Source organism: Flectobacillus sp., assembly GCF_049240685.1.
In the GTDB taxonomy this organism is placed as follows: Bacteria; Bacteroidota; Bacteroidia; order Cytophagales; family Spirosomataceae; genus Flectobacillus.
Genome location: NZ_JBMLSD010000359.1, coordinates 1 through 23425, shown reverse-complemented (window position 1 = coordinate 23425; position 23425 = coordinate 1). Strand labels below are relative to the sequence as shown.

General features: G+C 36.1%; 16 protein-coding genes. 9 read left to right on the top strand and 7 right to left on the bottom strand.

The features are described from left to right. Window positions 1-332 precede the first annotated feature (332 nt). Together fucP and ACOVQ4_RS16580 are read left to right on the top strand one after the other, a co-directional pair. Window positions 333-1610: an L-fucose:H+ symporter permease gene (fucP, locus tag ACOVQ4_RS16585; RefSeq protein ID WP_421821739.1), complete on the top strand. Its 1278-nt coding sequence runs from the start codon at window positions 333-335 to the stop codon at window positions 1608-1610. A gap of 319 nt (window positions 1611-1929) precedes the next feature. Next, window positions 1930-2283, top strand: a complete 354-nt coding sequence (locus ACOVQ4_RS16580; RefSeq protein WP_421821738.1) for an L-rhamnose mutarotase — start codon at window positions 1930-1932, stop codon at window positions 2281-2283. A gap of 256 nt (window positions 2284-2539) precedes the next feature. Here the strand turns inward: ACOVQ4_RS16580 and ACOVQ4_RS16575 are convergent, their stop codons facing one another. Continuing rightward, complete coding sequence (locus ACOVQ4_RS16575) at window positions 2540-2836, bottom strand: DUF2695 domain-containing protein (RefSeq protein ID WP_421821737.1); 297 nt, start codon at window positions 2834-2836, stop codon at window positions 2540-2542. Between the two features lie 654 nt (window positions 2837-3490). On the opposite strand from ACOVQ4_RS16575, the gene ACOVQ4_RS16570 reads away from it, so the two are divergent. The 4 genes from ACOVQ4_RS16570 to ACOVQ4_RS16555 are packed head-to-tail and all read left to right on the top strand — an operon-like array spanning window position 3491 to window position 7886. Further along, complete coding sequence (locus ACOVQ4_RS16570) at window positions 3491-3889, top strand: hypothetical protein (protein ID WP_421821736.1); 399 nt, start codon at window positions 3491-3493, stop codon at window positions 3887-3889. 36 nt (window positions 3890-3925) lie between these two features. Then, a complete protein-coding gene (locus tag ACOVQ4_RS16565; protein WP_421821735.1) occupies window positions 3926-6208 on the top strand; it encodes a hypothetical protein in 2283 nt (760 codons plus the stop codon). Continuing rightward, window positions 6205-6882 carry a hypothetical protein gene (locus tag ACOVQ4_RS16560; RefSeq protein ID WP_421821734.1) on the top strand — a complete coding sequence of 226 codons (678 nt, stop codon included), beginning with the start codon at window positions 6205-6207 and terminating at the stop codon, window positions 6880-6882. The genes ACOVQ4_RS16565 and ACOVQ4_RS16560 overlap by 4 nt, the downstream gene beginning before the upstream one ends. A gap of 56 nt (window positions 6883-6938) precedes the next feature. After that, on the top strand, window positions 6939-7886 hold the full coding sequence (locus tag ACOVQ4_RS16555; protein ID WP_421821733.1) for an esterase-like activity of phytase family protein: 948 nt from the start codon (window positions 6939-6941) through the stop codon (window positions 7884-7886). 352 nt (window positions 7887-8238) lie between these two features. On the opposite strand, the gene thiD is transcribed toward ACOVQ4_RS16555, so the two are convergent. Further along, on the bottom strand, window positions 8239-9033 hold the full coding sequence (thiD, locus tag ACOVQ4_RS16550; RefSeq protein ID WP_421821732.1) for a bifunctional hydroxymethylpyrimidine kinase/phosphomethylpyrimidine kinase: 795 nt from the start codon (window positions 9031-9033) through the stop codon (window positions 8239-8241). 144 nt (window positions 9034-9177) lie between these two features. Continuing rightward, window positions 9178-9705: a hypothetical protein gene (locus ACOVQ4_RS16545; protein WP_421821731.1), complete on the bottom strand. Its 528-nt coding sequence runs from the start codon at window positions 9703-9705 to the stop codon at window positions 9178-9180. A gap of 272 nt (window positions 9706-9977) precedes the next feature. On the opposite strand from ACOVQ4_RS16545, the gene ACOVQ4_RS16540 reads away from it, so the two are divergent. Beyond that, window positions 9978-11906 carry an acetoacetate--CoA ligase gene (locus ACOVQ4_RS16540; RefSeq protein ID WP_421821730.1) on the top strand — a complete coding sequence of 643 codons (1929 nt, stop codon included), beginning with the start codon at window positions 9978-9980 and terminating at the stop codon, window positions 11904-11906. Window positions 11907-12202: 296 nt separating this feature from the next. Further along, a complete protein-coding gene (locus ACOVQ4_RS16535; protein ID WP_421821729.1) occupies window positions 12203-12355 on the top strand; it encodes a hypothetical protein in 153 nt (50 codons plus the stop codon). 60 nt (window positions 12356-12415) lie between these two features. Here ACOVQ4_RS16535 and ACOVQ4_RS16530 read toward each other — a convergent pair whose 3' ends face one another. From ACOVQ4_RS16530 to ACOVQ4_RS16515, 4 genes are all read right to left on the bottom strand, one after another. Next, on the bottom strand, window positions 12416-16981 hold the full coding sequence (locus tag ACOVQ4_RS16530; RefSeq protein ID WP_421821728.1) for a PAS domain S-box protein: 4566 nt from the start codon (window positions 16979-16981) through the stop codon (window positions 12416-12418). Window positions 16982-17621: 640 nt separating this feature from the next. Then, a complete protein-coding gene (locus ACOVQ4_RS16525) occupies window positions 17622-18524 on the bottom strand; it encodes a carbon-nitrogen hydrolase family protein (RefSeq protein ID WP_421821727.1) in 903 nt (300 codons plus the stop codon). 31 nt (window positions 18525-18555) lie between these two features. Continuing rightward, complete coding sequence (locus ACOVQ4_RS16520; protein ID WP_421821726.1) at window positions 18556-19137, bottom strand: GNAT family N-acetyltransferase; 582 nt, start codon at window positions 19135-19137, stop codon at window positions 18556-18558. Window position 19138: 1 nt separating this feature from the next. Beyond that, a complete protein-coding gene (locus ACOVQ4_RS16515; protein ID WP_421821725.1) occupies window positions 19139-19540 on the bottom strand; it encodes a ketosteroid isomerase-related protein in 402 nt (133 codons plus the stop codon). A 477-nt stretch (window positions 19541-20017) separates the two neighbouring features. On the opposite strand from ACOVQ4_RS16515, the gene ACOVQ4_RS16510 reads away from it, so the two are divergent. Continuing rightward, a complete protein-coding gene (locus ACOVQ4_RS16510) occupies window positions 20018-22945 on the top strand; it encodes a PAS domain S-box protein (RefSeq protein ID WP_421821724.1) in 2928 nt (975 codons plus the stop codon). Window positions 22946-23425 lie beyond the last annotated feature (480 nt).

Here is a 23425-nt window from a genome sequence, read left to right as displayed (position 1 = left end):
TCGGAAATCTTATTCTGCCGCCCTTTTTTTATTACTATTTATTTATAAAATCTTCCTGATTACTGGACAAAATTGAAGATACTAGTTCAAGACTTAGTCTTGGACTCATTTTTTTAACAGTTTTAAACTGTTTTTAAACATTCATTGAAAAAGTCTAAATACCTTTTCTCTTTTTGTCCAGTAATCAGACTGTTAACTAATAACGTCTCTTTACTTACTAAGGATTCTAAAATGTAAAAATGCTATTTAAAATATTCGATGGGACTTTGTTATGAGTATTTTTCTAAAAAATTGACTTTTGACAACAGTTGACTCACTTAAATCAAATATTTATGGCATTGTCCAAAACAAACGAATCAAAGAATTCCTACTTAATTCCTTTTATCCTGATTACCGTCCTATTTTTTCTATGGGGGTTTGCCCATAACCTCAATCCTATATTGATTCCACATTTAAAAAAGGCCTGTCAGCTCACTGATCTTCAATCTGCGTTTATAGACTCTGCTTTCTTTGTAGGTTATTTTGTCATGGCAATTCCTGCCGGTTTGGTCATGAATCGATATGGATACAAGTTCGGCATAATTATGGGTCTGCTGATTTTTGCTGCGGGAGCATTCTTATTTTATCCTGCTGCGGGCACCCGAACTTATGGTTTGTTCCTTTTTGCTTTATTCATTATTGCCAGCGGTTTAACCTTCCTCGAAACAGCGGCCAACCCTTATGTGACAGTTTTGGGAGATGAACATACCGCAACTCAAAGATTAAACCTATCACAATCATTCAATGGTTTGGCTGCCTCTTTGGCTCCTTTGGTAGGAAAATATTATATCCTAACAGATACTACGATTTCGGAAGAACAATTAAAATCCTTATCCAGCGCCGAAATTGATACACTTTTAACCCACGAGGCTCAGAGCGTACAGATTCCATACGTAGTAATCGGTTTGGTGGTTTTGACAGTAGCCCTAATACTTTGGAGAACCAATCTACCAGAAATTAAGGAGAATAGCGAGAGCAATAACACTACCGAACAAGGTAGTATTTTCAAACAAACTAACTTAATGCTTGGTGTCACAGCACAATTTTTTTATGTAGGTGCACAAGTTTGCGTTTCTAGTTTCTTTATTCGTTTTCTAGGAAAAACTGCCGAAATAGCTGAAAGAGATGCCGCAGGATATTTAGCAATTGCACTTTTATGCTTTATGTTAGGACGTTTTCTTGGTACATTATTGATGAAGTTTATTGCTCCAAATCGACTTTTGGCGATTTATAGTATTTTTAATATTGGATTGCTTGCAATAGCCATTGCGGTAGGTGGCTTTACCTCTATTTATGCTTTAATCGGAGTTGAGTTCTTCATGTCGATTATGTTCCCAACAATTTTCTCCTTAAGTATTCAAGGATTGGGTGCACAAACCAAGTTAGGTTCATCTTTAGTAATCATGTCTATTGTAGGTGGAGCAATTTTTCCAGTTATCATGGGTCGTATATCCGATGTGAGTTCTATTCAAACGGCTTACATTGTACCTTTAGTTTGCTTTATTGTGGTGTTGTTCTTTGCCGTAAAAACAAAATCAAGCAAAGGAGCCCTTGCAAATTCGGGACATTAATTCACACAAAAAGGAAAATGTTATTAGATAAAAGTATATCGATTATTTGAATATGTTCATAATCAAAAGGTTATAGTCAAATTTCACTTCAGATTTACTATTAATTTAATCTTTCCTACTAAGTAGCAAGAAGGATTAAATTAATAGTATTCTAAAGGTAAAAACCGAGGTTATGTTTTGTTTATTAATATTACTATAACCAATAAACTGTTAACTCTTAACGTCTTTTTACTTACTTAGAGATTGAAGATTGAAATCATTTTTCTTCAACAAAAGATATAAAACTTAAGTCTTTTTTGACTAAATAAAAAGGAAAGAAATGAACAATAGATACGCCTTAGCACTCGATTTGGTAAACGACGAGCAGCTAATAGCCGAATATGAAAAGTATCATGAGGCAGTGTGGCCAGAAATCTTAGAAAGTATCGCTGGTGCTGGTATCACCCAAATGGAAATTTACAGATTAGGCAATCGTCTTTTTATGATAATGGAAGTAGACAAAACATTTACTTTCGAAAGAAAAAGTCAAATGGATGCTGAAAATCAGAAGGTTCAAGAATGGGAACAACTCATGTGGAAATATCAGGATGCCTTACCAATGGCAAAGCCTGGTGAAAAATGGTTACTGATGGATAAAATTTTTGATTTGAACGCTCAAATGGAAAATAAATAGCAAGTTAGATAAGATTTTCAAATTTACTGATTGCGGTTCATGCCAAGTAAATTTTAGTAGATTATTATCAAAAAAAGCGGTCGAAAAACAATTCTCGACCGCTTTTTTTGATAGAACTTCAAGAAAAATACGAATCTTAAAATTCGGTAAGCCTCAGTTTAATCAAGTTTATCCTGGTAACACTATTTTAGTGAAGATAGTCTTTATTAAGGCATGTTTTAATCCTCAAAGAGCCTTTCATGCAGAAAAATATCATTTAGTCAAACTGTTCTTCAACAATTTCGAGTACCTCCGAATCACAACTAGCTCCGCTTTCGGATAACCATTCTAGCACTTCCTCTTTATTTTGAATTTGATGTTGACTCAAAAACGCCTCTGTAATTCTTAAATCTTCGGCACAATCCCTTTGTTGTAATTCCTTACCTAAAAAGGAAAATAGTAACCTAAATTGCTCGCGACTCATAGGTAAGCTATTTTCAAACTCTTCTTGTTCCTTGTTTCTAAGTTCTTTTAATAATTGATTTCTTTGAGAAAAACTTAATTGACTTTTCATGTTAAAGGTTGGTTATGTACGGCAATATCATCCCTAAAGGAGAATGATTTTCAAAAAACAAATACGTAATACAGAAATATCCTGAGTGGCTCCGCATTGGGTAAAACAATAAAAATCCTAGCCAACGACTTCAATATATTCTATTTTCTATAAATATAATCAAATAAAGAAGAATGTACAATTTTCTATTTTATTCTTTTGGTAGTGCTAAAATATTAAATTACATAAATCAGAAAGGCGAATTCCAGCTATTCGAAAAACATATCCGAAAAGAAGGAATGTAAAATCGAATTTAATTTTTGAGCATTCGCCCGGGGGGGGTTGGAAAAAGGCAAATCTGTGTATTTTAAAAATATGCTAACACGCTCTGTCGAGTCCCAGTTGTCGTAAACATACAACCTGTTTCTACTTTGAATCACCATTTAACAGAACTCCCTGATTGTCATCCCAAAGCAAATCTGCTCGATAGACACAAATTTTACCGAATAATAAAAAAAATATAGATTTCATCGAGTGATTGTATTGCATAACCAAATTATACCTAGCTTAGCACCGTACTTTCAAACATCTAATATACAGCACCTTAAGCCTCAAAACCGACGACTCCCATATTTTGAAAATAAAGCAATAGGCACATTTAAACCCTTTTCTATTATGACAACAACATCAGAAATTCTTTTGCAACTAATTATCGGAGGCCTGCTAGGAGTGGTTGGACAAATGCTGAGATTTATTGTAGGGCTTAAAAAGCTCAATGAAGAGGCAAAAGATAAGAATATTCCGACTGCTGAGATGTTCCAAACCAGCAGATTCATAATTAGTCTTATAATTGGGTTTATTGCTGGAGTATTAGGGATAGTTTCACTATCAAATTTTACTGCGGACTTTTTTTCAAAAAATCTTAAAGAAACAATTATTACACTTTTGGGAATAGGCTATGCGGGTACAGATTTTATTGAAGGATTCATCAAAAAATATATCCCAGACCCATCCCAAGAACTAGTAAGCCATAATCCACAAGTACCTAAAGGCGGGCAATCACAGCCAAGCTAGAGGGAGTTAAAATTGTCTGTAAAAACCTACATAAACATGAAAAAATCTATCATTCTTCTAGCTCTCATTTACTTTACAGTAAACATGGGCACATTGGCACAGACTACTTATCTGCAGGATGCCCTATACATTTCTCAAACGATGAAAAAAATAAAAATCATTAAGGAGAAGAAGAATATTACAAAAGATAATAATATAGATATTTACCCATTAATTAGTACAAATATCTCTACAACTATCTTTAAAGGAAACTCAACATTCGATACAATTTACAAAGAACTTATTCTCTCAAAAAAGAGACAAAATAAGTCAGAAAATATAACAATACAACAACCAAGCCCAAATAATATATCTTCTGCTCCTATTGGAGAATCACCACAACCTAGACCAAATAATATATCTTCTGCTCCTACTGGAGAATCACCACAACCTAGACCTAATCAGTCATCTCCTAATTCTCTAAACCCTTCTTTGAGGGTACAAGATTCCTCTCAAAAAGTCTTAAATATATATTGGTTAAATAATGAATTAGAAGAGGATAAAGCCAAAAGAGAACTAGCTTATATTCTTTTAAACATGGAAAGAAATACAGTCGATAGTACTCTCAATACAATAGTAAAGGATATTCCCAAATTTGGTACGTTTAATGATACAAGTGACCCGAATATTAGTTTAAACTCGTTAAACGAATCAACCGAATTTACCTTCCCAGAAACTCAAATCATTTATGGAATTGTTGACTTTACAATAAGTAGAGCGAAGGAGCAATTAGTCGAAAAATACTTGGCAGGATGGTACAACAAACTTGATTCTGTTAAAATCATCAAAGCGTTGTTACCTCAGACCTTAGAATCGCTCAACGCTTTTAATCGTCAAGAGAGTTTAAGCATGGTTAGATTTGGAGATAAATGGAAATCTTCCTTTCAAGAAGATTTAAGAAATATCCCACTAACCTTTCAGGAAGAGGCATTTATTCAATTGCTATTAGGAAACTCCTACAGTAGGCAAGTAACCTCAATGGTATCAGGAGGAAGTAAGATGATTTATGATCTATACCTCAAGAAACATCTGATAACCTCCTTGAATGAATTGTCTACAGAGTATCTATTAGAGAATGAGGAGGCCTGTCAACAGCCTTATTTTAAACAAGCGGTAGTATTGTCCAACTTATTGTTAAAAGTGGGCGGACTTATGAATGAAAATAAGACATACTTGTCTACAAACATAGTTGATTTAAAAAAAATGGATAATGATGCATGGAGAGCTTTCCTAAAATTATTATACGCAAAAAATAAAAAAGAGCTCTACTTTGCTCTAGGTTATCACGACTGTGAAATGACAATTAACCAAATTATAAAAAATGAACATTCAGAATTAGATGAATTTGCTAAACTTTATGAAAAGAGTATAGCTTTGGCAGACACCTATCAATCGATGATTAATTCCACTGCCAATAAAGTTGAAACAAAGCTTTCAATTGAAGACAGTAGAAAATTATTTGTTCTAAGTTTTCAGATAATTGAACAAAGCGTAGATATTTTGAGATTTTTAAATAAAAACAATAAAGGTTATCCTGAAGAGCTGATAGAATTCAAAAAAGTAAGTAAAGGTTATTTTACAGCACTCTCTGAAATCGCAGATGGTCTTGTTAACAAGCAATATGGAAATATTTTAGACGGCACATTAAGCATTTTTAGACAAATAGACACACAAAACAAGCTAACAGATGCTATCTCCAAATTTCATGTATTTGGAAGTTTTATGATCAATATCATTAATGCCAAAAGTTCTGAGGAGGTAAAAACCGCCTTGGAAGAACTAATTCCCAAAAACTTATACCAATTAAAAAACACTCATGAATTTAGTATTTCTTTGAGCTCCTATCCGGGTGTTTTTGGAGGCTATGAGGAACTTTCCAAAACAAAGTCAGGAGGAGCTTCGCTTTCCGCATTTATGCCAATCGGGTTGGATTTTAATATTGGGCTAAAATCAAAAAAATCTACTAAGGACTTTAACAGTCTCAACTTCCTCGTTCAATTTTTAGATTTTGGGGCTATTCTCAATTACCGAATAATAAGCAAAGATGGAGAAGAAACAACTCCAAACGTTAGATTCAAACAATTGCTTTCTCCAGGGTTTAGCGTGATGAAACACTTTAACAACTCGCCTTTGGTATTGGGCGCTGGTGTAAACTATACTCCTGCACTAAGAAATGTAACTAGTCTTACTTCTGAAGATAATGCGTGGCGCGTAGGTGTATTTTGTGCCGTAGATGTAACATTTTTTCATCTCTATAACTCTAAAAAAATACTAAAATGAGTTTTATTTACAACGGAATGCAAATACTCCGAAGAGGTACAACTAATTCGGGAACGCTAGGAGGTTTTTTCACATTTGGTGGAAACGAAATTTTCGGGATATCTAATAATCATGTTTTAGCTAATTTTGGGTTCTGTGAAGTAGGAGATTTTATATGCAGAGCAGGTTCAGATATCGTTGTAGGTTCTCTCCAATGCTGGGTAAAGTTAGATTTATCTCAACCAAACTATTTGGATATAGCGCTATTTAAACTTGCTCCAGATGTTAAGCCTTACTGGAGAATGCCCTTCAGTCATAATAGCTCGCCTGGTAATATCCGATTAGCCGAAGAGGGTGAATCAGTGTACATGGTTGCCAATAATGGTTCGATTAAGACAGGAATAATAAATCAATTGTTTACTGATGAGGACTTAAATGTTGACTTAAATGGAAATAATTTAAGATTTTTGGGGCTTACAGAAGTACTTTCAACGTCAGGCATTCCCTTCTCGGTTCAGGGAGAATCAGGAAGTTTGGTATTTGGTTCCAACAATGATCTACTAGGGATTTTAATGGGGTCGAGTAAAAACAACTCTTCTTTGAGTTATTACGTTCCTTTTATTCATCAAAACCTTGGCATTTGCGCAGTGTATCCTAATATAAGAGTGTGGAATCCTGCAAAAAATTATTCTTAATCGGTCATAAACTAAACCCTTCAGTAAATATGAAAACTATTAATACAGCGAAAAGTATGAGACTTTTCATTATTCTCACTTTATCAATTCTTAACCATGGCTACAGTCAAAGCTTAAAACACGTAGGCTATTCCGACAAAAACTTCTTCAAGAGTAATCTAGAATTATCTAGTTTGGTATCGGTAGAAAGGAATTTCTACACCGCTACCGAGAGAAAGGGAATGTTGCTTCAACTAACCCTTGACGCTGACTGTAAATTCAAAGTAGCGAACTCGTACCCGCTCAATATAGCACAAAATGCAGAAATAGAAGGTATCGCTTATTATAAAGGGCACCTTTTGCTGACTGATGAAGGAAATTCATCTGTTTATGATTACGATATCACTAACAAAATCATTTCTACCATTGAAGACAAGGGATTTGGAAATATTTTGGGACATAATACAGGAGATTTTGGAATGGAAGGTATTACAATAGATGAAAAAAACGATAAATGTTTTATTTTGAAAGAACGAACAACTGATTTTTCGAGTTTGATTCACATGTTTGATATATCAGTAAATCCTGAGAATAAAATTGCCTTGAAATTCCTAAAAAGTTTTAAAATTCAACATGGCAAATTGCATCAAAATCCCTCAAAAAATATTCGATATGCCGATATATATTTTGATTCAAAGTCGGATTCGTTATACTGTCTCAAAACATTTTATCATGACGAAATTAATGATAATACTGTACGGACAGAAGAAATATATAGAACTAAACTTCAATATAGAATAGATGTATTTTCACTAAAACCATATGAAAACCAAGACGGGAAGCTTACATTAATTACTCCTAACAATTCCTATGACAGAACCAAGGAGGTGGATGATTATCGAAATAGTTATGTCACAAATCTGGAAGGTATTACAATATATAAAGATACTATCTATCTTGTGAGTGATAATGGTAGGGGTCAAAAACCTACTCTATTTTTAAAAATGTCATTACCAAAGAGATAAATCTCTTTCAAATCGTTGATGTAAAGCAAGTTTAGGACAAAAGGTTTAGTTGATTTTTTGATTTTATTTTGTAAGCTTAGTCAAAATTATTAAGCACTTCTCAATCATATTGGGCATTTTTTTATTTTTAAGAAACTTTTTGCTTACTGTATACATCTTATTGGCTGGTGTATTTTCAACTTAATCTACTTTTGTGTAGGTAACCGAGCCAAACTGTATTAAACAGCTTGGCCTACAGTTTTGAGCCTTGAGTATTTGATAAAATCCGCCTGTAGTTATTAAAACTTTTATACCTCAGAGCGTGGTGCCTGATGACCTAAATACAATTTCAATTTCCAGATTTCTCACAATCCTATATATGCTTCAAAGGACCGCTCCCCTCTCCTAGTTGATAGTCTTTTCCGCCTTCTATGGATTTTAATACGTATGCCGTTGCACGTTCTACGGCATATTCGACACTAAATCCTTGTGCGAGATTTACTGCAATCGCAGAAGATAAAGTACAGCCTGTTCCACGCGTATTTTTGGAGGCAATTTTAGGATGTTCCATAAAAAACAGCTCGCCTGTAGATTTAATTAAGCAATCAGACAAAGTATCTTCTTCCAGATGACCACCCTTTAGTAATACATTTTGAATGCCTAAGTTTAAAAGATCTTTGGCAGCACTTGGCATTTGCTCTTTTTCGGTAATTTCTCTTCCCAATATCCAACTAGCTTCTTGTAAATTCGGCGTCAAAACTGTAACTAATGGAAAAAGCTGAGTAATCATAAGATGTATTCCTTCTTCGTCCAACAGCGTGTAGCCACTTGTCGAAAGAAAGACAGGATCGAGTACAATGGGTACTTTGGGATAGGCCGATAGTACATCTATTACCTCCCTGACTACCTCTGTACGATGAAGCATTCCAATTTTGATGGCCAAAGGCTTTATGTCAGTCATAATGGCCTCAATCTGTTCTCTTACTGCTTGGGCTGGTATTGGGTAAATCCCACTAACGCCAAGGGTGTTTTGAATCGTAACGGCTGTTATGGCAGTACAGGCATATCCACCCAAGGCTGCGATGGTTATCAAATCAGCTTGAATCCCTGCTCCAGAGGAAGGATCCGAACCAGCTATGCTTAATACTGGAAAGTAGGTTTTCTTCATACAACAAATATACAAATTGCCATCATTGAAAAAGCTACAAGCTCTATACTTATTACTTTGGGATAGCTTACATTCTCCGAAAATTTAATTTTGTTGTATAAAATTTACAAGTTTAGCGACCTTATCATTCAAAAAAGAATCTTGTCACCATGTCAAAGATTTTTGTGAAACCAGTTGCTGATAGAGTGCAGAAACAAATGGTAAGTTTTTGTAATTGGTAGGCTGAAATAAATCCATTTTCCAATCTATTTTTTTTATAATTGATAAAAATTCTGGTTGGTTCGAAAAGCACTTTCTTAAATTTGCTCGGCTCAATGCCAACACTTCCCCGTAGGCTCCATCGCTAAAAAAATAGGAGTAGCTATTCAAATCGGTCAGATTCTCAACTCTGTACACCCAGATTCCTTCGGTGGCAACTATCTCGTAGGCCCTACCTTCATCAAAACGCCATTGCCTGCCTTTGTATCTGTACCCAAAGGCATTTTGATGCGAGTAAGCTTTTTTACAAGAATCGTCTTTGATGATAACTGTGGCAAACCTTTCTTTAATAATCGAATTTGAAGGATGAAATACAATATTTTCTAAAAAATCCTCTGTACTCAGAAATACACCATCTTGTGATTTAGCAGATTGAGAAATGAGTAACAATAAAATAAGTATTAGTTTGTTCATGGTTCAAAATATTGTTTCCACAAAGGTGGAAATTCAAACCAAACTCATCATTAACTCAAGATTAATTCAATATTAAATAAAATACAAACCTACATTAACCTCTTTATGATAAATTAACATTTCAACAAAATTTCCCTTTCTATCAAGGAAACAAGGGTGTATTTAGAAGTCTGGGCTTTGGTTTTATTATTTATAAATTAAGTAAAAGGAAAAGATTGAATAAATAGTTTTGGTATTTTTACCCCATTGAAAGAAAACCTTTAATTATTAACATGAAAATACTCTGGTCGCCAAGCGAACAACAAATTGCACAATCAAATCTTACTGCATTCATGGATTATTTAAGAAATGAATACAGCTTAGATTTCAACAATTATCAAGAACTCTGGCAGTGGTCTGTTAGTGACATTTCAAAATTTTGGGATATTTTTTTGAAATATTCTGGTATTCATTATTCAGGCGAATATCAAGCAGTATTAGCTGGTCGGATGCCTCAGGCCAAATGGTTTGAAGGTATAAAACTGAATTACGCGGAACATGTTTTTTCCTTTGAAAACCCAACGCGTCCAGCAATTTTGTTTCAATCAGAGACGAAGCCTCTCCATGGAATTTCGTGGGAGGAACTCCGATTAAAGACCGCCTCTGTAGCCTCTTACCTTCGGAGCATAGGCATCCAAAAAGGTGATACCATTTGCGGATATATCCCCAACATTCCTGAAGCTATTATCGCGTTTTTGGCTAGTGCTTCAGTTGGTGCAATTTGGTCTTGTGCATCCCCTGATTTTGGTGGTGGGAGTGTTTTAGAACGTTTTGGACAAATAGCTCCCAAAGTACTATTTGCAGTAAATTCTTATTCATACGGAGGAAAGGTTTTTGATAGAACCGAGGTAGTGAAAAATTTACAGCAAAATCTACCCACATTGGAGCAAATCATCGTGATAGATTACATGGAAATTGGGAATAGCATAGAAAATTCTGTTGACTGGGAGCGTATTTCGAATGAGCGTAAAGAGCCTCTAGTATTTGAGGAATTGGCCTTTGATCATCCCTTGTATATTTTATATTCTTCTGGTACAACAGGAATTCCAAAAGCAATTGTTCATGGTCATGGTGGTATATTACTTGAACATAAAAAGTACCTTCTTTTTCAGAATGATGTAAAAGAAAATGAAAATTATTTCTGGTTTTCGACTACAGGCTGGATGATGTGGAACTTCTCAGTTTCGGTTTTATTTACTGGCGCAACCTTGGTGCTTTTTGATGGAAGTCCAGGATACCCAACCATGGATGTATTGTGGAAACTCGTTGCCGAAACTCCAATTCATCATTTTGGTACAAGCGCGGCGTTTATACATGCTTGTATGAAAGAGCAAATTCGACCTAGGTTGTTTTCAAATTTCGAAAACTTACGCTCAATAGGTTCTACAGGTTCGCCGCTTTCACCAGAGGGTTTTGACTGGATTTATGAGCAGGTCAGTCCTGATGTATGGCTAGCCTCCATTTCGGGTGGCACCGATGTATGTACTGCATTTGTCGGTGGCAATCCTATTTCGGAAGTGATTGAGGGCGAAATTCAATGTATTGGACTTGGTGTAGACTTACAAGCTTGGGATGAAAATGCCAATCCCTTACAGAATGAGATTGGTGAGATGGTAATTACACAACCAACGCCATCTATGCCTGTGTTTTTCTGGAATGACCCAGATTTTGAGAGATATACCGCTAGTTATTTTGAAGAGTTCCCTAACTATTGGAGACATGGAGATTGGGTAAAAATTACTCCTAATGGAGGTTTGGTTATCGCTGGGCGTTCTGATGCTACTTTGAATCGAGGTGGAATCCGTATAGGTACAGCAGAAATATATCGAGCAGTTGAGGCATTAGATTTTATCAAAGATTCTTTGATAATTCACCTCGAAGATAGAGATTTTATGCCACTATTTGTAGTTTCGACAAGTGGCGCAGCCTTGAGCGATGAGGAAAAAAAGCTTGTTAAGAAAACCTTGAGAGATACCTACTCTCCACGACACGTACCCGATGAAATAATAGAAGTACGAGAAATTCCTTATACAATTTCGGGCAAAAAATTGGAGCTTCCTATCAAAAAGATTATTCAAGGCAAAGCTTTTGAAAAGTCTGTTAATCTGGGTGCTGTAAAAAATCCTGATAGCTTAGAATTCTTTGTAAACTTAAAATTTTAATCCATCTATACACCTTCTGAATCGTAAGATAGGTAGGTTTGGGTGGTCGGGAAATATTTTCCAACCCTGATTGCTGGACAAAACGAGAAAGCGTTTCTTAGGTGTTGGGACTTTTTCACTGATGATTTTAAAAACAGTTTAAAACTGTTAAAAAAGTGAGTCCAAGACTAAGTCTTGAACTAGTATCTTCAAATTTGTCCAGTAATCAGGCGTCTATCTGATTACTGGACAAAATGAGAAAAGGAATATAGACTTTTTCAATGAATGTTTAAAAACAGTTTAAAACTGTTAAAAAAATGGGTCAAAAACTCAGTCTTGAACTAGTAAATTCAATTTTTGAGCATTTAGCTTTGGGCAATTGGAAAAACTCTTTGTACCAACAAAACAACGATTTAACGACCACAGACAAGCATTTTTCCCAAAGCCCACCGCCGAAAGCCAATACCTGAAAGCCTAAAGCACAATCTTTAACTTTATTTTGCGTACTAACTTACTAACTATCTACTCACTTAAAGCAAAAGCTGTTTTTTCAGATTACCTAAATACGCAATTTCTGTGACTATTTGATCTATTAAGTTTCTAACCGAACCCGAGTCTGGCGAGGGAAGTTCCTCCAAGTTTTGGGCAATTTTTCCTAGATGCACAAAGCTCAATGACCAAGCAGTGCCTTTAATTTTATGAGCCAATGCTTTGACCAAGTCCCAATCCTGATACTGAAATGCACTCGATAGTTCTGCACTAAAGCCTTCCATTTGATTAAATGATACTTCTAATAAATGGCTAATCAATTCGTCATCAGCACCAGTACGCTCAATTAATTCTTCCTTGTCAAAATGAATTAAATCTAGTTTTGAAGACATGCCCTGCTCTTTAGTTTTTGATAAGTCTTTATCTATCACCCATTTCAGCAATGTTTCCTGAATAGTCGGCTTCAGAACGGGCTTTGTAATATAATCACTCATTCCTGCTTCCAAGCACCTCTCCTTTTCGCCAACTACGGTTCCTGCGGTGAGGGCAATAATAGGAATATTGGTTTGCCCATTTTCAATTTTCCTTATCGTTGTAGCCGTCTCATATCCATTCATCACAGGCATCTGAACGTCCAAAAATATGATATCTGGCATTTTCTCTAAATACCGTTCTATTGCTTCTTGGCCATTGGTAGCTTTGATGACGTTGGCATTTGGAACAATTTTATTAAAAAAGGTTGTCGCAAGTAACATATTCACAGGATTATCCTCTACCAACAGGACATTCAATTTAACATCAAATACCTCTTTGAGTGGCTCTGCTTGTTGCTTTACGTGGTCGGGTGTTTCCAGATTTGTACTATCAATTTGGACTTTTGCTAGAGCATCATACAACTGTTGAATTTTGATAGGTTTTACCAAGCGCTGTTTGATATCCAATTCAACACATGCTTTCTGGACGCTATCATCATCAGATGAACTTGAAAGCAAGAAGACGGGTAGTGATTTAGCATCTCTATGCAATTTGTTTCTAATATGTTTGGTAGTCTCAAGACCATCCAGATAAGGCATGTGATAATCCATCAGTACCACATCGAATGATTCACCCGTTTTTAATCTATCGAGTGCCTCGATTCCATTTTTTACACAAATCGAATCTATCTGCCGCAAGGCCAGCATTTCCTGAATAATAAGTCGGTTGGTGTCATTATCATCAACCACGAGCACCCTTTTTATATCCACAGGAGTGGCTGTATTGATTGAATCAGCATTTTCGCTTTCAAAAGCAACATCAAAAAAGAAAGTACTACCTACCCCAGGAGTGCTATACAACTGTAGTCGACTATTCATTAGTGCCAATAATTTATTGGCAATGGTAAGCCCCAAGCCTGTTCCCCCAAATTTTCGGGTAGTAGAGGCATCCTCTTGAGAAAAAGCCTCAAATATTTTCTGCTGGTTTTTCGGTTCTATTCCTACACCAGTATCTCTTACTGAAAATCTAAACAAAGTAGGCTGTTGAGGTGTAGATTCGAGAACTTCTACCTTTAATTCTATTTCACCCGATTCAGTAAACTTAACGGCATTTCCCAATAAATTGACTAAAATTTGTCTTAAACGAACAGGGTCTGCCTCTATAAATCTATTGACTAAAGGAGAAATATTGAGCAACATTTCCAAATCTTTGCGATGAGCCTGATACTTTATCATATCAGATACTTGACCTCCAAGTTCTAACAAATCTATTCTTTCTGGACAAATTTCTAGTTTTCCTGCTTCTATTTTTGAGAAATCGAGAATATCGTTAATGATATCTAGTAAAGAATTGGCACTTTGAAAAACCGTTGACATATATTGATGTTGCGTTTCGTCGAGTTTTGTTCTCATTAATAAATCCGTAAATCCAATCACGCCGTTGAGAGGAGTCCTAATTTCGTGACTCATATTGGCCAAAAATTCAGATTTGGAGCGACTAGCGGCCTCGGCTTGCTCTCTTGCCTTTAGTAGCTGAGCCTCTGTTTCTTTTCTGGCAGTAATATCACGAATTACAGACTGAACAACCATCTGACCGCCTATTTCAATTGAGTTTAGTAATACATCGCATGGAAAGTTTTCATCTGTATCTAGTCGACGATGAGTAAACTCAAAACTGTAATGATCCAGAGTATTTAGTTTCGCTAATTTTTCATTTATTGAATCAAGACTATTCTGACCATCAGGCTGGTATTCGGGCGAAAAATCAACAGGATGCTTACCAATAAGCTGATTTTTTGAAGAAAGTCCTAAAAGTTTTACTGCTGCGGCATTACAATCCATAATGCCCTTTTCGGTGTAGATTAAAACGGCATCGGATGTATAGTCAAAAAGGCTTCTGAATTTTTCTTCTGAGCTGGCCACAGCTGATTCTGCTTGCTTCTTTTTGGTGATATCCTGCATATAACCGTGCCAAAGCGACCCATCTTCAATTTTTTCAGGAGTAGAGGCAGCTCTCATCCATTTGATATTCCCTTTTGAATCTAAGATTCTAAATTCTTGTTCCCATGGGGAAAATGTTTCCGCAGAGAGCTTCATACTTTGAATTATCCTTTCTTGATCTTCGGGTATAATTCGACTAAAAATAATAGAAGGATTTGCTACAATTTCCTCGGGAGTCACCTCATAAAGATCAGTGATACCAGCTGTAACATAAGGAAACTCATACTTTCCTGAGTTAGAATATTTATACAAATACAAACTTCCGGGTACTTGGCTAGAAAGTTTTTGTAGGAGTTGCGACGATTTATGAGCTGCTTCCTCAGCAATTTTTACATGAGTAATATCTTGAACCACACCGTAGGCCTTAGGTTGGTCAGCAAACGAGTCTAATTTTCCAATCAGGCGCAACCATTTGTGCTTTCCTTTAACTGTTAAGATTTCTACTTCTAAATCAAATTTTTTTGCATACAGTATACAGTTTTCTACTGCCTCGAGTACGGTGTTTCGATAGGGTTCGAGATAAAAGTTGATACTTTTGTGCAAGGCTGGAGTAAAATCCTCCTCAACCTCGAATATACTTTTGGTCACATCAGTCCACTCCAGTTTTCTTTCTGGAAGTTTCATTTCCCATCCTCCTACCAAAGCCACCTCGCTAGTTTGCAACAAGGATTCTTTTGTAGCTTTAAGCTCGTCTTCGGCCTGTTTTCTGGCCGAAATATTTCTTTCGACAGCAATGTAATTTGTGCATTTTCCTGATTCATCAAAAACAGGATTTATCGTAAGGTCAATCCAATACTGCTGTTTATTTTTGGTATAATTTAGAATGACTTCAGAAATAGGGCGATTGTTAGCAATCGCATCCCTGATTCGCAGAATGGTCTCCGAATCTGTATCTGGCCCGTGAATCAACTCTGAGGGTTTCTTACCAACAACCTCCACTATCGAATAACCTGTTAACTCTTCATAAGCCTTGTTAATCCAAGTGATTCGTCCATCAGGACCTGCAATGATGATGGCATCGGTAGTCTTGGAGGCAACCAAGGCAAGCTCTTTGAGTTTTTCTTGTTTTTCCTTATTTTCTGAAATATTTTGACTTGTAAAAACTAAATTTTTTGTGGAATTATCATAATTAATTGAAGAACGGAGCCAAACCCAGTTTGACGAGAAATCCAATACACGATACTCAAAAGAGGTTTGAGAAGTATATTCATTCAAGCTATTACACAAATTGGTTAATTGGGGTTGATCATCAGGATGTACCAAATCGAGATAACTCGACATTAGTGAATCATGAATTGACAAGTTGAGAACCCTTTCCCAACTTGGTGAGATATACTTTATCTTAAAATCTGTCCCAATAACCATCAAGATATCCGACATCGTCGAAACCAAGATACTCAAATCATGTTGAGTTCGTGTTTGATCTGTGATATTGTAACCCGTGCATAAAATTTCATACACATTTCCCTCAGCGTCGGTTTGCCCACTAAACTCCCAAGCATTCACAATTACCTCCCCATTTTTGTCTGGCTTACGCAAAATTACCTTGTGAGGTTGGTTTGGATATTGAAAACAGAGACCTACCGTATCTTGGCATTTTTGGTGATCTTCTGGTATAATATTCGTAAGGGCATTTTTGCCTAAGATATCTTCTCGTTTAAAACTAAATACATCACAAAAATGATCATTCACAAAGCTATAATTACCAAACAAATCTGTAGTAACTACATAATAAGAACGATTATCGATAACCGATTTTACAAGATTATTGGTCTCTTCATAGAGTTTTTCAGTGATTTTGAAGCCCAATGCTACCTTTCGCGAATCCTTCGTGAAAAATGGAAAAACCATCACCGAAAATTTTGTACCTATTCTGTTTATAAATTCTAAAGAAAAAGACTCGCTGGAAAAAGGATAATGTTCGAATACTACATGTTGGAGTTTCGTAAGGTCTAACTCATGCTTCTTAATAAACTCAACTAAAGTGGTATTAAACCAAATTTGCGAGGTTTCTGAATCATTGATAAAACCATATCCCATAAAATCACCCGAAATCATCCAGTCAAACAACCGTGGGTTTTGTTTAACTTCCTCAAAAAATTCATTCTTCACCTGATTCATAGTAATGCGCATTAATGGTAGCTAGATAAAATACAATCTTCCTCCGCCAAGGGCGGAAATTATCTTATAAAATTTAGTTGAGGTAATATGAGTGCCTTAGGTACATAATCTTTCATTTTTCCTAGGCAGCAAAAGGAGATTTTTTACTTGGAACTCGGCTAACAGTACCAAATAAATTAGGAGGAGCATAATCTTAATATTGAAGGCAGTAGCAAGTTAAATTTTTGGTAGATAAAAACAAATGACTAAGGTTAGAATTCCCTAGAAAAATCTCAAAATCCCTAGTATTAGGGGTGATTTTTATAAGTTTTTGAGGGATGAATGCCTAATTTTGGATGGGAAAATCAGAAGACTACTTTATCGTAAATAGCGTATATACTATATAGGCAAGGAGATAGATAGGCCAAAAATACGGAATATGATTTTTAGCTATCAGGTACAGAATTAGCCCGAACTGTAGATGAAAAAATTTCTATTCATCCCTTAGAGACGCAATGATTAATACGTAAAAATTGCGTCGCTAGGGGTAACATTCACTCATGCAAGATGAGCCATATATAGGTTTATGCCTGCGTCGTGCCGCCTTTGGGAATACGGCAAAAAGCTTATGCCCTTTTGCCGACAGTTGACAAGATAAAGCTTATCTTGGTCATTAGCCAACCTTCACAATTTTTGTTTCTACTTTATGGTAAAGCAATTTGGTGGCGATGCTTTGCTGGTCTCGATAATTAAAAACTTGACCATCAGCTCTCACCTGCTCAAGTAAATCAAAATCTAGGGTATGGTATACCCAACTTGGCTTTTGAACTTCACCAAGCAAGATAATACCCTCTTCAGGAAGATTTTTGTCTGGCGTTGCATAAAATCCTGCGTATCCATAATTGATATCCACCGCAGGCGACCAAAGCGCATTGCCAACCGTTTGTGCCACTGCGGTGTAGAGCTGATTTTCAAGAGCTCTCGCTCTTGCACCAATATGAACTCGTGTAGCTCCTCTTATGGTTTCTGTGCAACTTGGTGCTACCACTAATTGTACTCCTTCCGAGGCAAGTAACTGACTACCAATAGGAAATTCGACATCATAACAAATTTGTATGCCAAACCTACCCCAATCAGCTTCAAAAATACTAAGTACCTTTTCGCCACTTGATATTCCCCACTCCTCATTTTCAAAACGTGTCATGAAAAATTTGTCTTGGTATCCAACATAACCCTTCTCCGAAAACACCATGGCACGATTTACAGGCCTACCGTCCACGATTATCGGTAAACTTGGAGCTACAATAACTACTTTGTGAAGTTGAGCTGCTGTTTTCCAAACATCAATAAATTTTTCTTGCCAGTTACTAAATTCAAATACCTGACCTTGTAAAGAAGACTGCAAGTTGGGAGGAAAGATACTGGTCAGCTCCATAGCGCCATATTCGGGAAATACCAAAAGTTTTGCTTCATTTTGGGCGGCATCTTCTACCCACTGGTGAACATGAGATGCCCACGCCTCGAATGAAGAATGCTGGCTAATAGGGTATTGAGCAGCGGCTACGCGAACTTTCATACGAATTTCAATTGATTTATTTTTGAAAAAACTAGATAGTTTTGAGCCAAAATCTTAAAGGTTTTGCCGTGCTTTGCGACTGACCAATATCGACCCAGCTCATTTCACAGACCAGATTCGGCTGAGGAGTATAGCCTCTTTTGGTCCAAAAAACATCATTCGAACGATAATCTGTAGGTTTCAATTCATGATTTTCTCCACGATCGACCGAACAAAAAGTAGTTATCTCAAAACCATGAGATTTGGCAAATGCCTCTCTTTCATCGAAGAAACGATGCCCTAAACCGAGTCCCCGATGTGATTTGAGTAGGATACTTTCGCCAAAGTAAAAGATTCGATTGAGATCTAATCCAATGGTTCTGAAAGGGAGCTTTACCTCTTCTGTTTCATCCATTAAAGGTATTGCTGTGGTAGCCCCCACCATTCTGTCGTTGTCATACACCGCAAAAAGAAAACCCAAATCTGATTGGGCATAGGTTTGCAGATACTCCATTTCATACGCAATACTTCCTTCGTATAAATAGGGATAGTCACGAAAAACAGTTATTCTTAATTGTGCTAAGTCTTCGAAATAGTCTTTAATTTCAGAGCCAACTTTTGTGATAAAATCCATACTATTTCGATACTAATTCAATCCACAGTGCGAGATTATAATAGGTTGTTACACGGGAAATTTTGCCCTTATTTATTTCCAAAAAGGCCCCAGCTGGTAACACGTATGTTTGTCCGTGTGCTTCGGGTAAACCTTCCTCCCCTTTTTTATAGATTCCATTTACGACAAATTCGACGGCAACTCTTGTACCTGATTCTTCAGATAAGAAAACCATATCCGTGAGGGTTTCTTCGTAAGAAACATCCATTTTTTGTAGAAATTCAGTGAATTTTTCTTTACCAATTCTCACATCACCCTGATTGCTCTCATGACGAATATCTTCGTCTAATAAGTTCAACATGCCATTCCAATCCTTTTGATTAAAACAATTGTAATAAGCTTTTACGATTTCTACACCTTTCATTTCTTTCAACTTTATTGATAATCCACTAACTCAGCAAACGCTGTGCGTATACTTTACGCGGCTCAAAATTATAAAATTCAATATTGAATATGCTTATTTATTTGTAGCAAACCTAATTTCTTACCATTAGTGAATCCATTTTGTAGGTAATCAGCCTCCAAAAACCTCACAAATTTTCTTGACAGATTTCTATCCTATCTTATGGGCTAAAACAAAACTACCTCACTAGTTTTGTTTTTTTCAATCACTTACAAAAACAGTGAATACCTGAAAATCAAAAACTTGTGTAATTATTTAGGTAAAAATTTCATCATTCTTATCACTAAGTGCGGATAATTTTAGGTACAAGGGGAAATTCCTAAATATTTGAAGAAAGCTTTGGTATGCATTCATTATTTTCTATATTTACATCGAGCATAAAATACCTGAATTTATCAAAATAGCATCCTTGCTAATCTCTCTTAAAATTGAATCCTTATGTTGCTTTATTCGTTTAAAAATTTTACCACCATCGATTCAGGTAGGGATATCCCCGACCTGGTTTCCCGATGCATGCTGGAGTTGAATCCCCAATATGAGCCAACTGCCCAACTCGAAGTAATACAACCACTGAATTTATTGAGCCAACCCATTGTCTTTTATTATCTACCCAGTTTTGCCCCTTCTCAAGTTGCACAATACCAAGACTACCGCCAACAATTTCCTACATTCTATCTTGTTTTAATACTTCCAAAAGACAAACAAAAAGAACTCAAAGCCATGGCTACGCTTGATTATCAAGATTATGTAGCCGAACAACAAATCAGTGTAGACTATTTGGAGAGAGTCCTGATGCTTTATGAGCAAAAAACGACTAGCCACCAAAAATTGTCTAAGTATCTCGACTTGTACAACAACTTGTTTATCAGCTCTGCGCTTCCGATGATTGTGACTTGTGCCTATACCAATCAAATTATGAGGGTAAATCAGGCCACACTCGACGCTATTAAGGTAGATGAAGAGTGGTTGAAGCAACGAAAAATAACAGATTTGTGCCATCGTGACGACCTCCCACAAATGGAAGTGAATATGGCTTCACGTACTGGAGAGCGAATGATGGTGCGTTGGTGTTTGCCCGAAAATCAAAATTTGTTTATCGAATTTTCATCATACAATGTCATCGCCAATGAATATCCTGCTTCATTAGTAATTTTTACGGATGTAACACAGCTGATTGTTGCCAGACAACAAGAGAAATCATCACTTTCTCAGTTCGAAACAATTTTTGATAAGACACAAGAAGCTATCCTTGTCTTTGATGATGATGGTACCATAGTAAATGCTAACAAATCGGCTCTGAAACTTTTTAGAGCAACAGAAAATCAATTAAGTGGTTCCAGTATAAAACCTCTTATGACCGACGGCTTTAAGAAATCATTTTGTCAAATATGGCAAAACTTTTTAGAAAACAACCATGCCAAAGGAATCACCAAAATACGAGATTTTGAAAATAATCAACTGATTGCTAGTTATCAGTTACACAAAAAATTATTCGGCAACTATCATTTAGCTACCCTTTTGGATATAACGGATAGCTATCAAAAAAATCAAGAAACACTTTGCCTAAACGAAATACATCGATTATTAGCACAAACTCAGTCCTTCAATGAACCGTTTTCGATGGCATTGAATCGGATTTGTGAGTTTACAGGTTATCAGACAGCCTTGTTGTGGGTAGTAGATGGGACAGGCAAATATTTGAAAAATGTAAGCTTAGGCACTCATAATTTTAATGAAACTATATCACTGATGCCTTCCCTTAAAATCGAGCCTAATGATTCGAGCTGGGAACTCCAAGTACTTAAGCAAGGACAAGCCAAACGCGGCAAACAAATGCGTGAGATTTCGGAGGGGAAGTTTGTAGAATGTAATTCCTTTATTTTACCATTAAAAAGCAAACATAAGGTCGTAGGGATTCTTTCGCTTTGTGCCCAAGACAACTCCCAAATTAATAAAAGACATAGTTCTTTTTGTAAAAGTATTTCTGACACGCTAGGCCTTAAGGTTGTTAAAATAAATATTTTGAAGGATTGGGATAATGTTTTCAACCATTCAAACAATTATATCTGTACCATGGGGAAAGAGGGAAGTTTGATCAAAGTCAACCCCAAATTCTGCAAAGAATTAGGATATACCCAAGAAGAATCCCATGGAAAGTCTTTTCTACAATTTGTTCACCAAGAAGATTTAGGAGCAACACGCTTTGATTTGGATTTGGCATTCGACAAGAACTCAAAATTTACTTTCACGAATCGCTGCATTGCCAAATCGGGGCAAATACATTGGATTGAGTGGAATTCGGCTTATGACCCAAATACTAATTTAGGATATTTGATAGGAAAGGATATCACAAAAGAACAGTCTGCCAAGAAACAATACTTGATGGAAGCGGAGAATAGTGCCCGAATTTTATCAAGTATTACTGATGCCTATTTTACGGTAGACAACCAATGGAGAATTAGATATGCCAACCGAGCGGCAGAACAACTTTTTGATATCGACGGACAAACGCAACTTGGGATGTATCTCTGGGAGGTCTTTAATATACATCCCTATCATCCGTTCTTTATGAAGCACGTTGTGGCACAAGATGAGAATCGAGAGCATACCTTTACGTTTTACGACCAACAGTCACTTCGTTGGTTATCGGTAAGTTGCAACCCACTCAATGAAGGAATGGCGGTGTCTTATCGAGATATCACCGAAATCAAGAAGCAAGAAATCAAAATTGGAGAAATGAAATCTAATTTGGAATTGCTCATCAATAATACCGACAACTATATTTGGTCAATAGACTGTGAGTGCAGATATGTTGCCTTTAACTCGGTATTTGTGAAAAGAGTCGAAAGTATCACAGGATTGCCCCCAAAGGTAGGCGAATTAGCACTCAACGATGCCTTTCCTGAAGAGACCTTAGCACTTTGGGAGCCACTATACGAAAGAGCTCTTCAAGGTGAAACGTTTTTTGAAGTGGTTTCAGGCTTTAATCCTCTGAAAGGGATTGTCGAGGTATCTGAAATAAACTTGTATCCAATGTACCAAGACGGAAAAATTATTGGAGTAAGCTGTTTTTCGAAAGATATTACCGAAAACACCAAATATGTAAAAGCCATTGAAGAACAAAATAAGAAGCTTAAGGAAATAGCCTGGATGCAATCACACGGGGTAAGAGCACCATTAGCCAAAATTTTAGGGGCTGTAGATTTACTGATGCATGATACGGCGGGTTGTCTTCCCTCAAATGAGGTGCTTTCATGGGTAAATATTTCAGCCAAGGAATTAGACGTCGTAATTCATGATATTGTTAAAAAAGCCTCCCCTTGGTCGCCTGATACAAATAGTCCGAATAACTTAATGTTATCTTAAATTTGTCATAATACCTTCTTCCATCATTTGATTTTGTTTTGTAATTTGAATCCTGTTCCGTATTGAAAATGATAACAATACAGAACAGGATTTTGATATTGTGTTGCGTTTTAAAAGAAAAGTAGACAAAATTTGATGTAAGCCAAGTGCTCTGGGCAACAGACAAGAAGTTGTACTGGCCTTTTGCTTACAGCCTAAAACCTGTCGCTTGTTTTTTTTAAGTAAAAAGACGTTAGTAGCAAACAGTCCATCAGTTACGGTAATACAATCATAATCAAAATGTTATTCTTGATTTTTACCTTTAGGATACTATTTTAATCATTCATGCTAAAAAGTAAGAATGATTAAGTTAATAGTATACTTGAGGTAAAATTTGATCATAACCTTTTAATTATGAAAACCTTCAAATAACCAATATACTATTTACTAACAACGTTTTCCTACTTACTTAGAAAATAATAAGCCCAATTGAAACAAAAA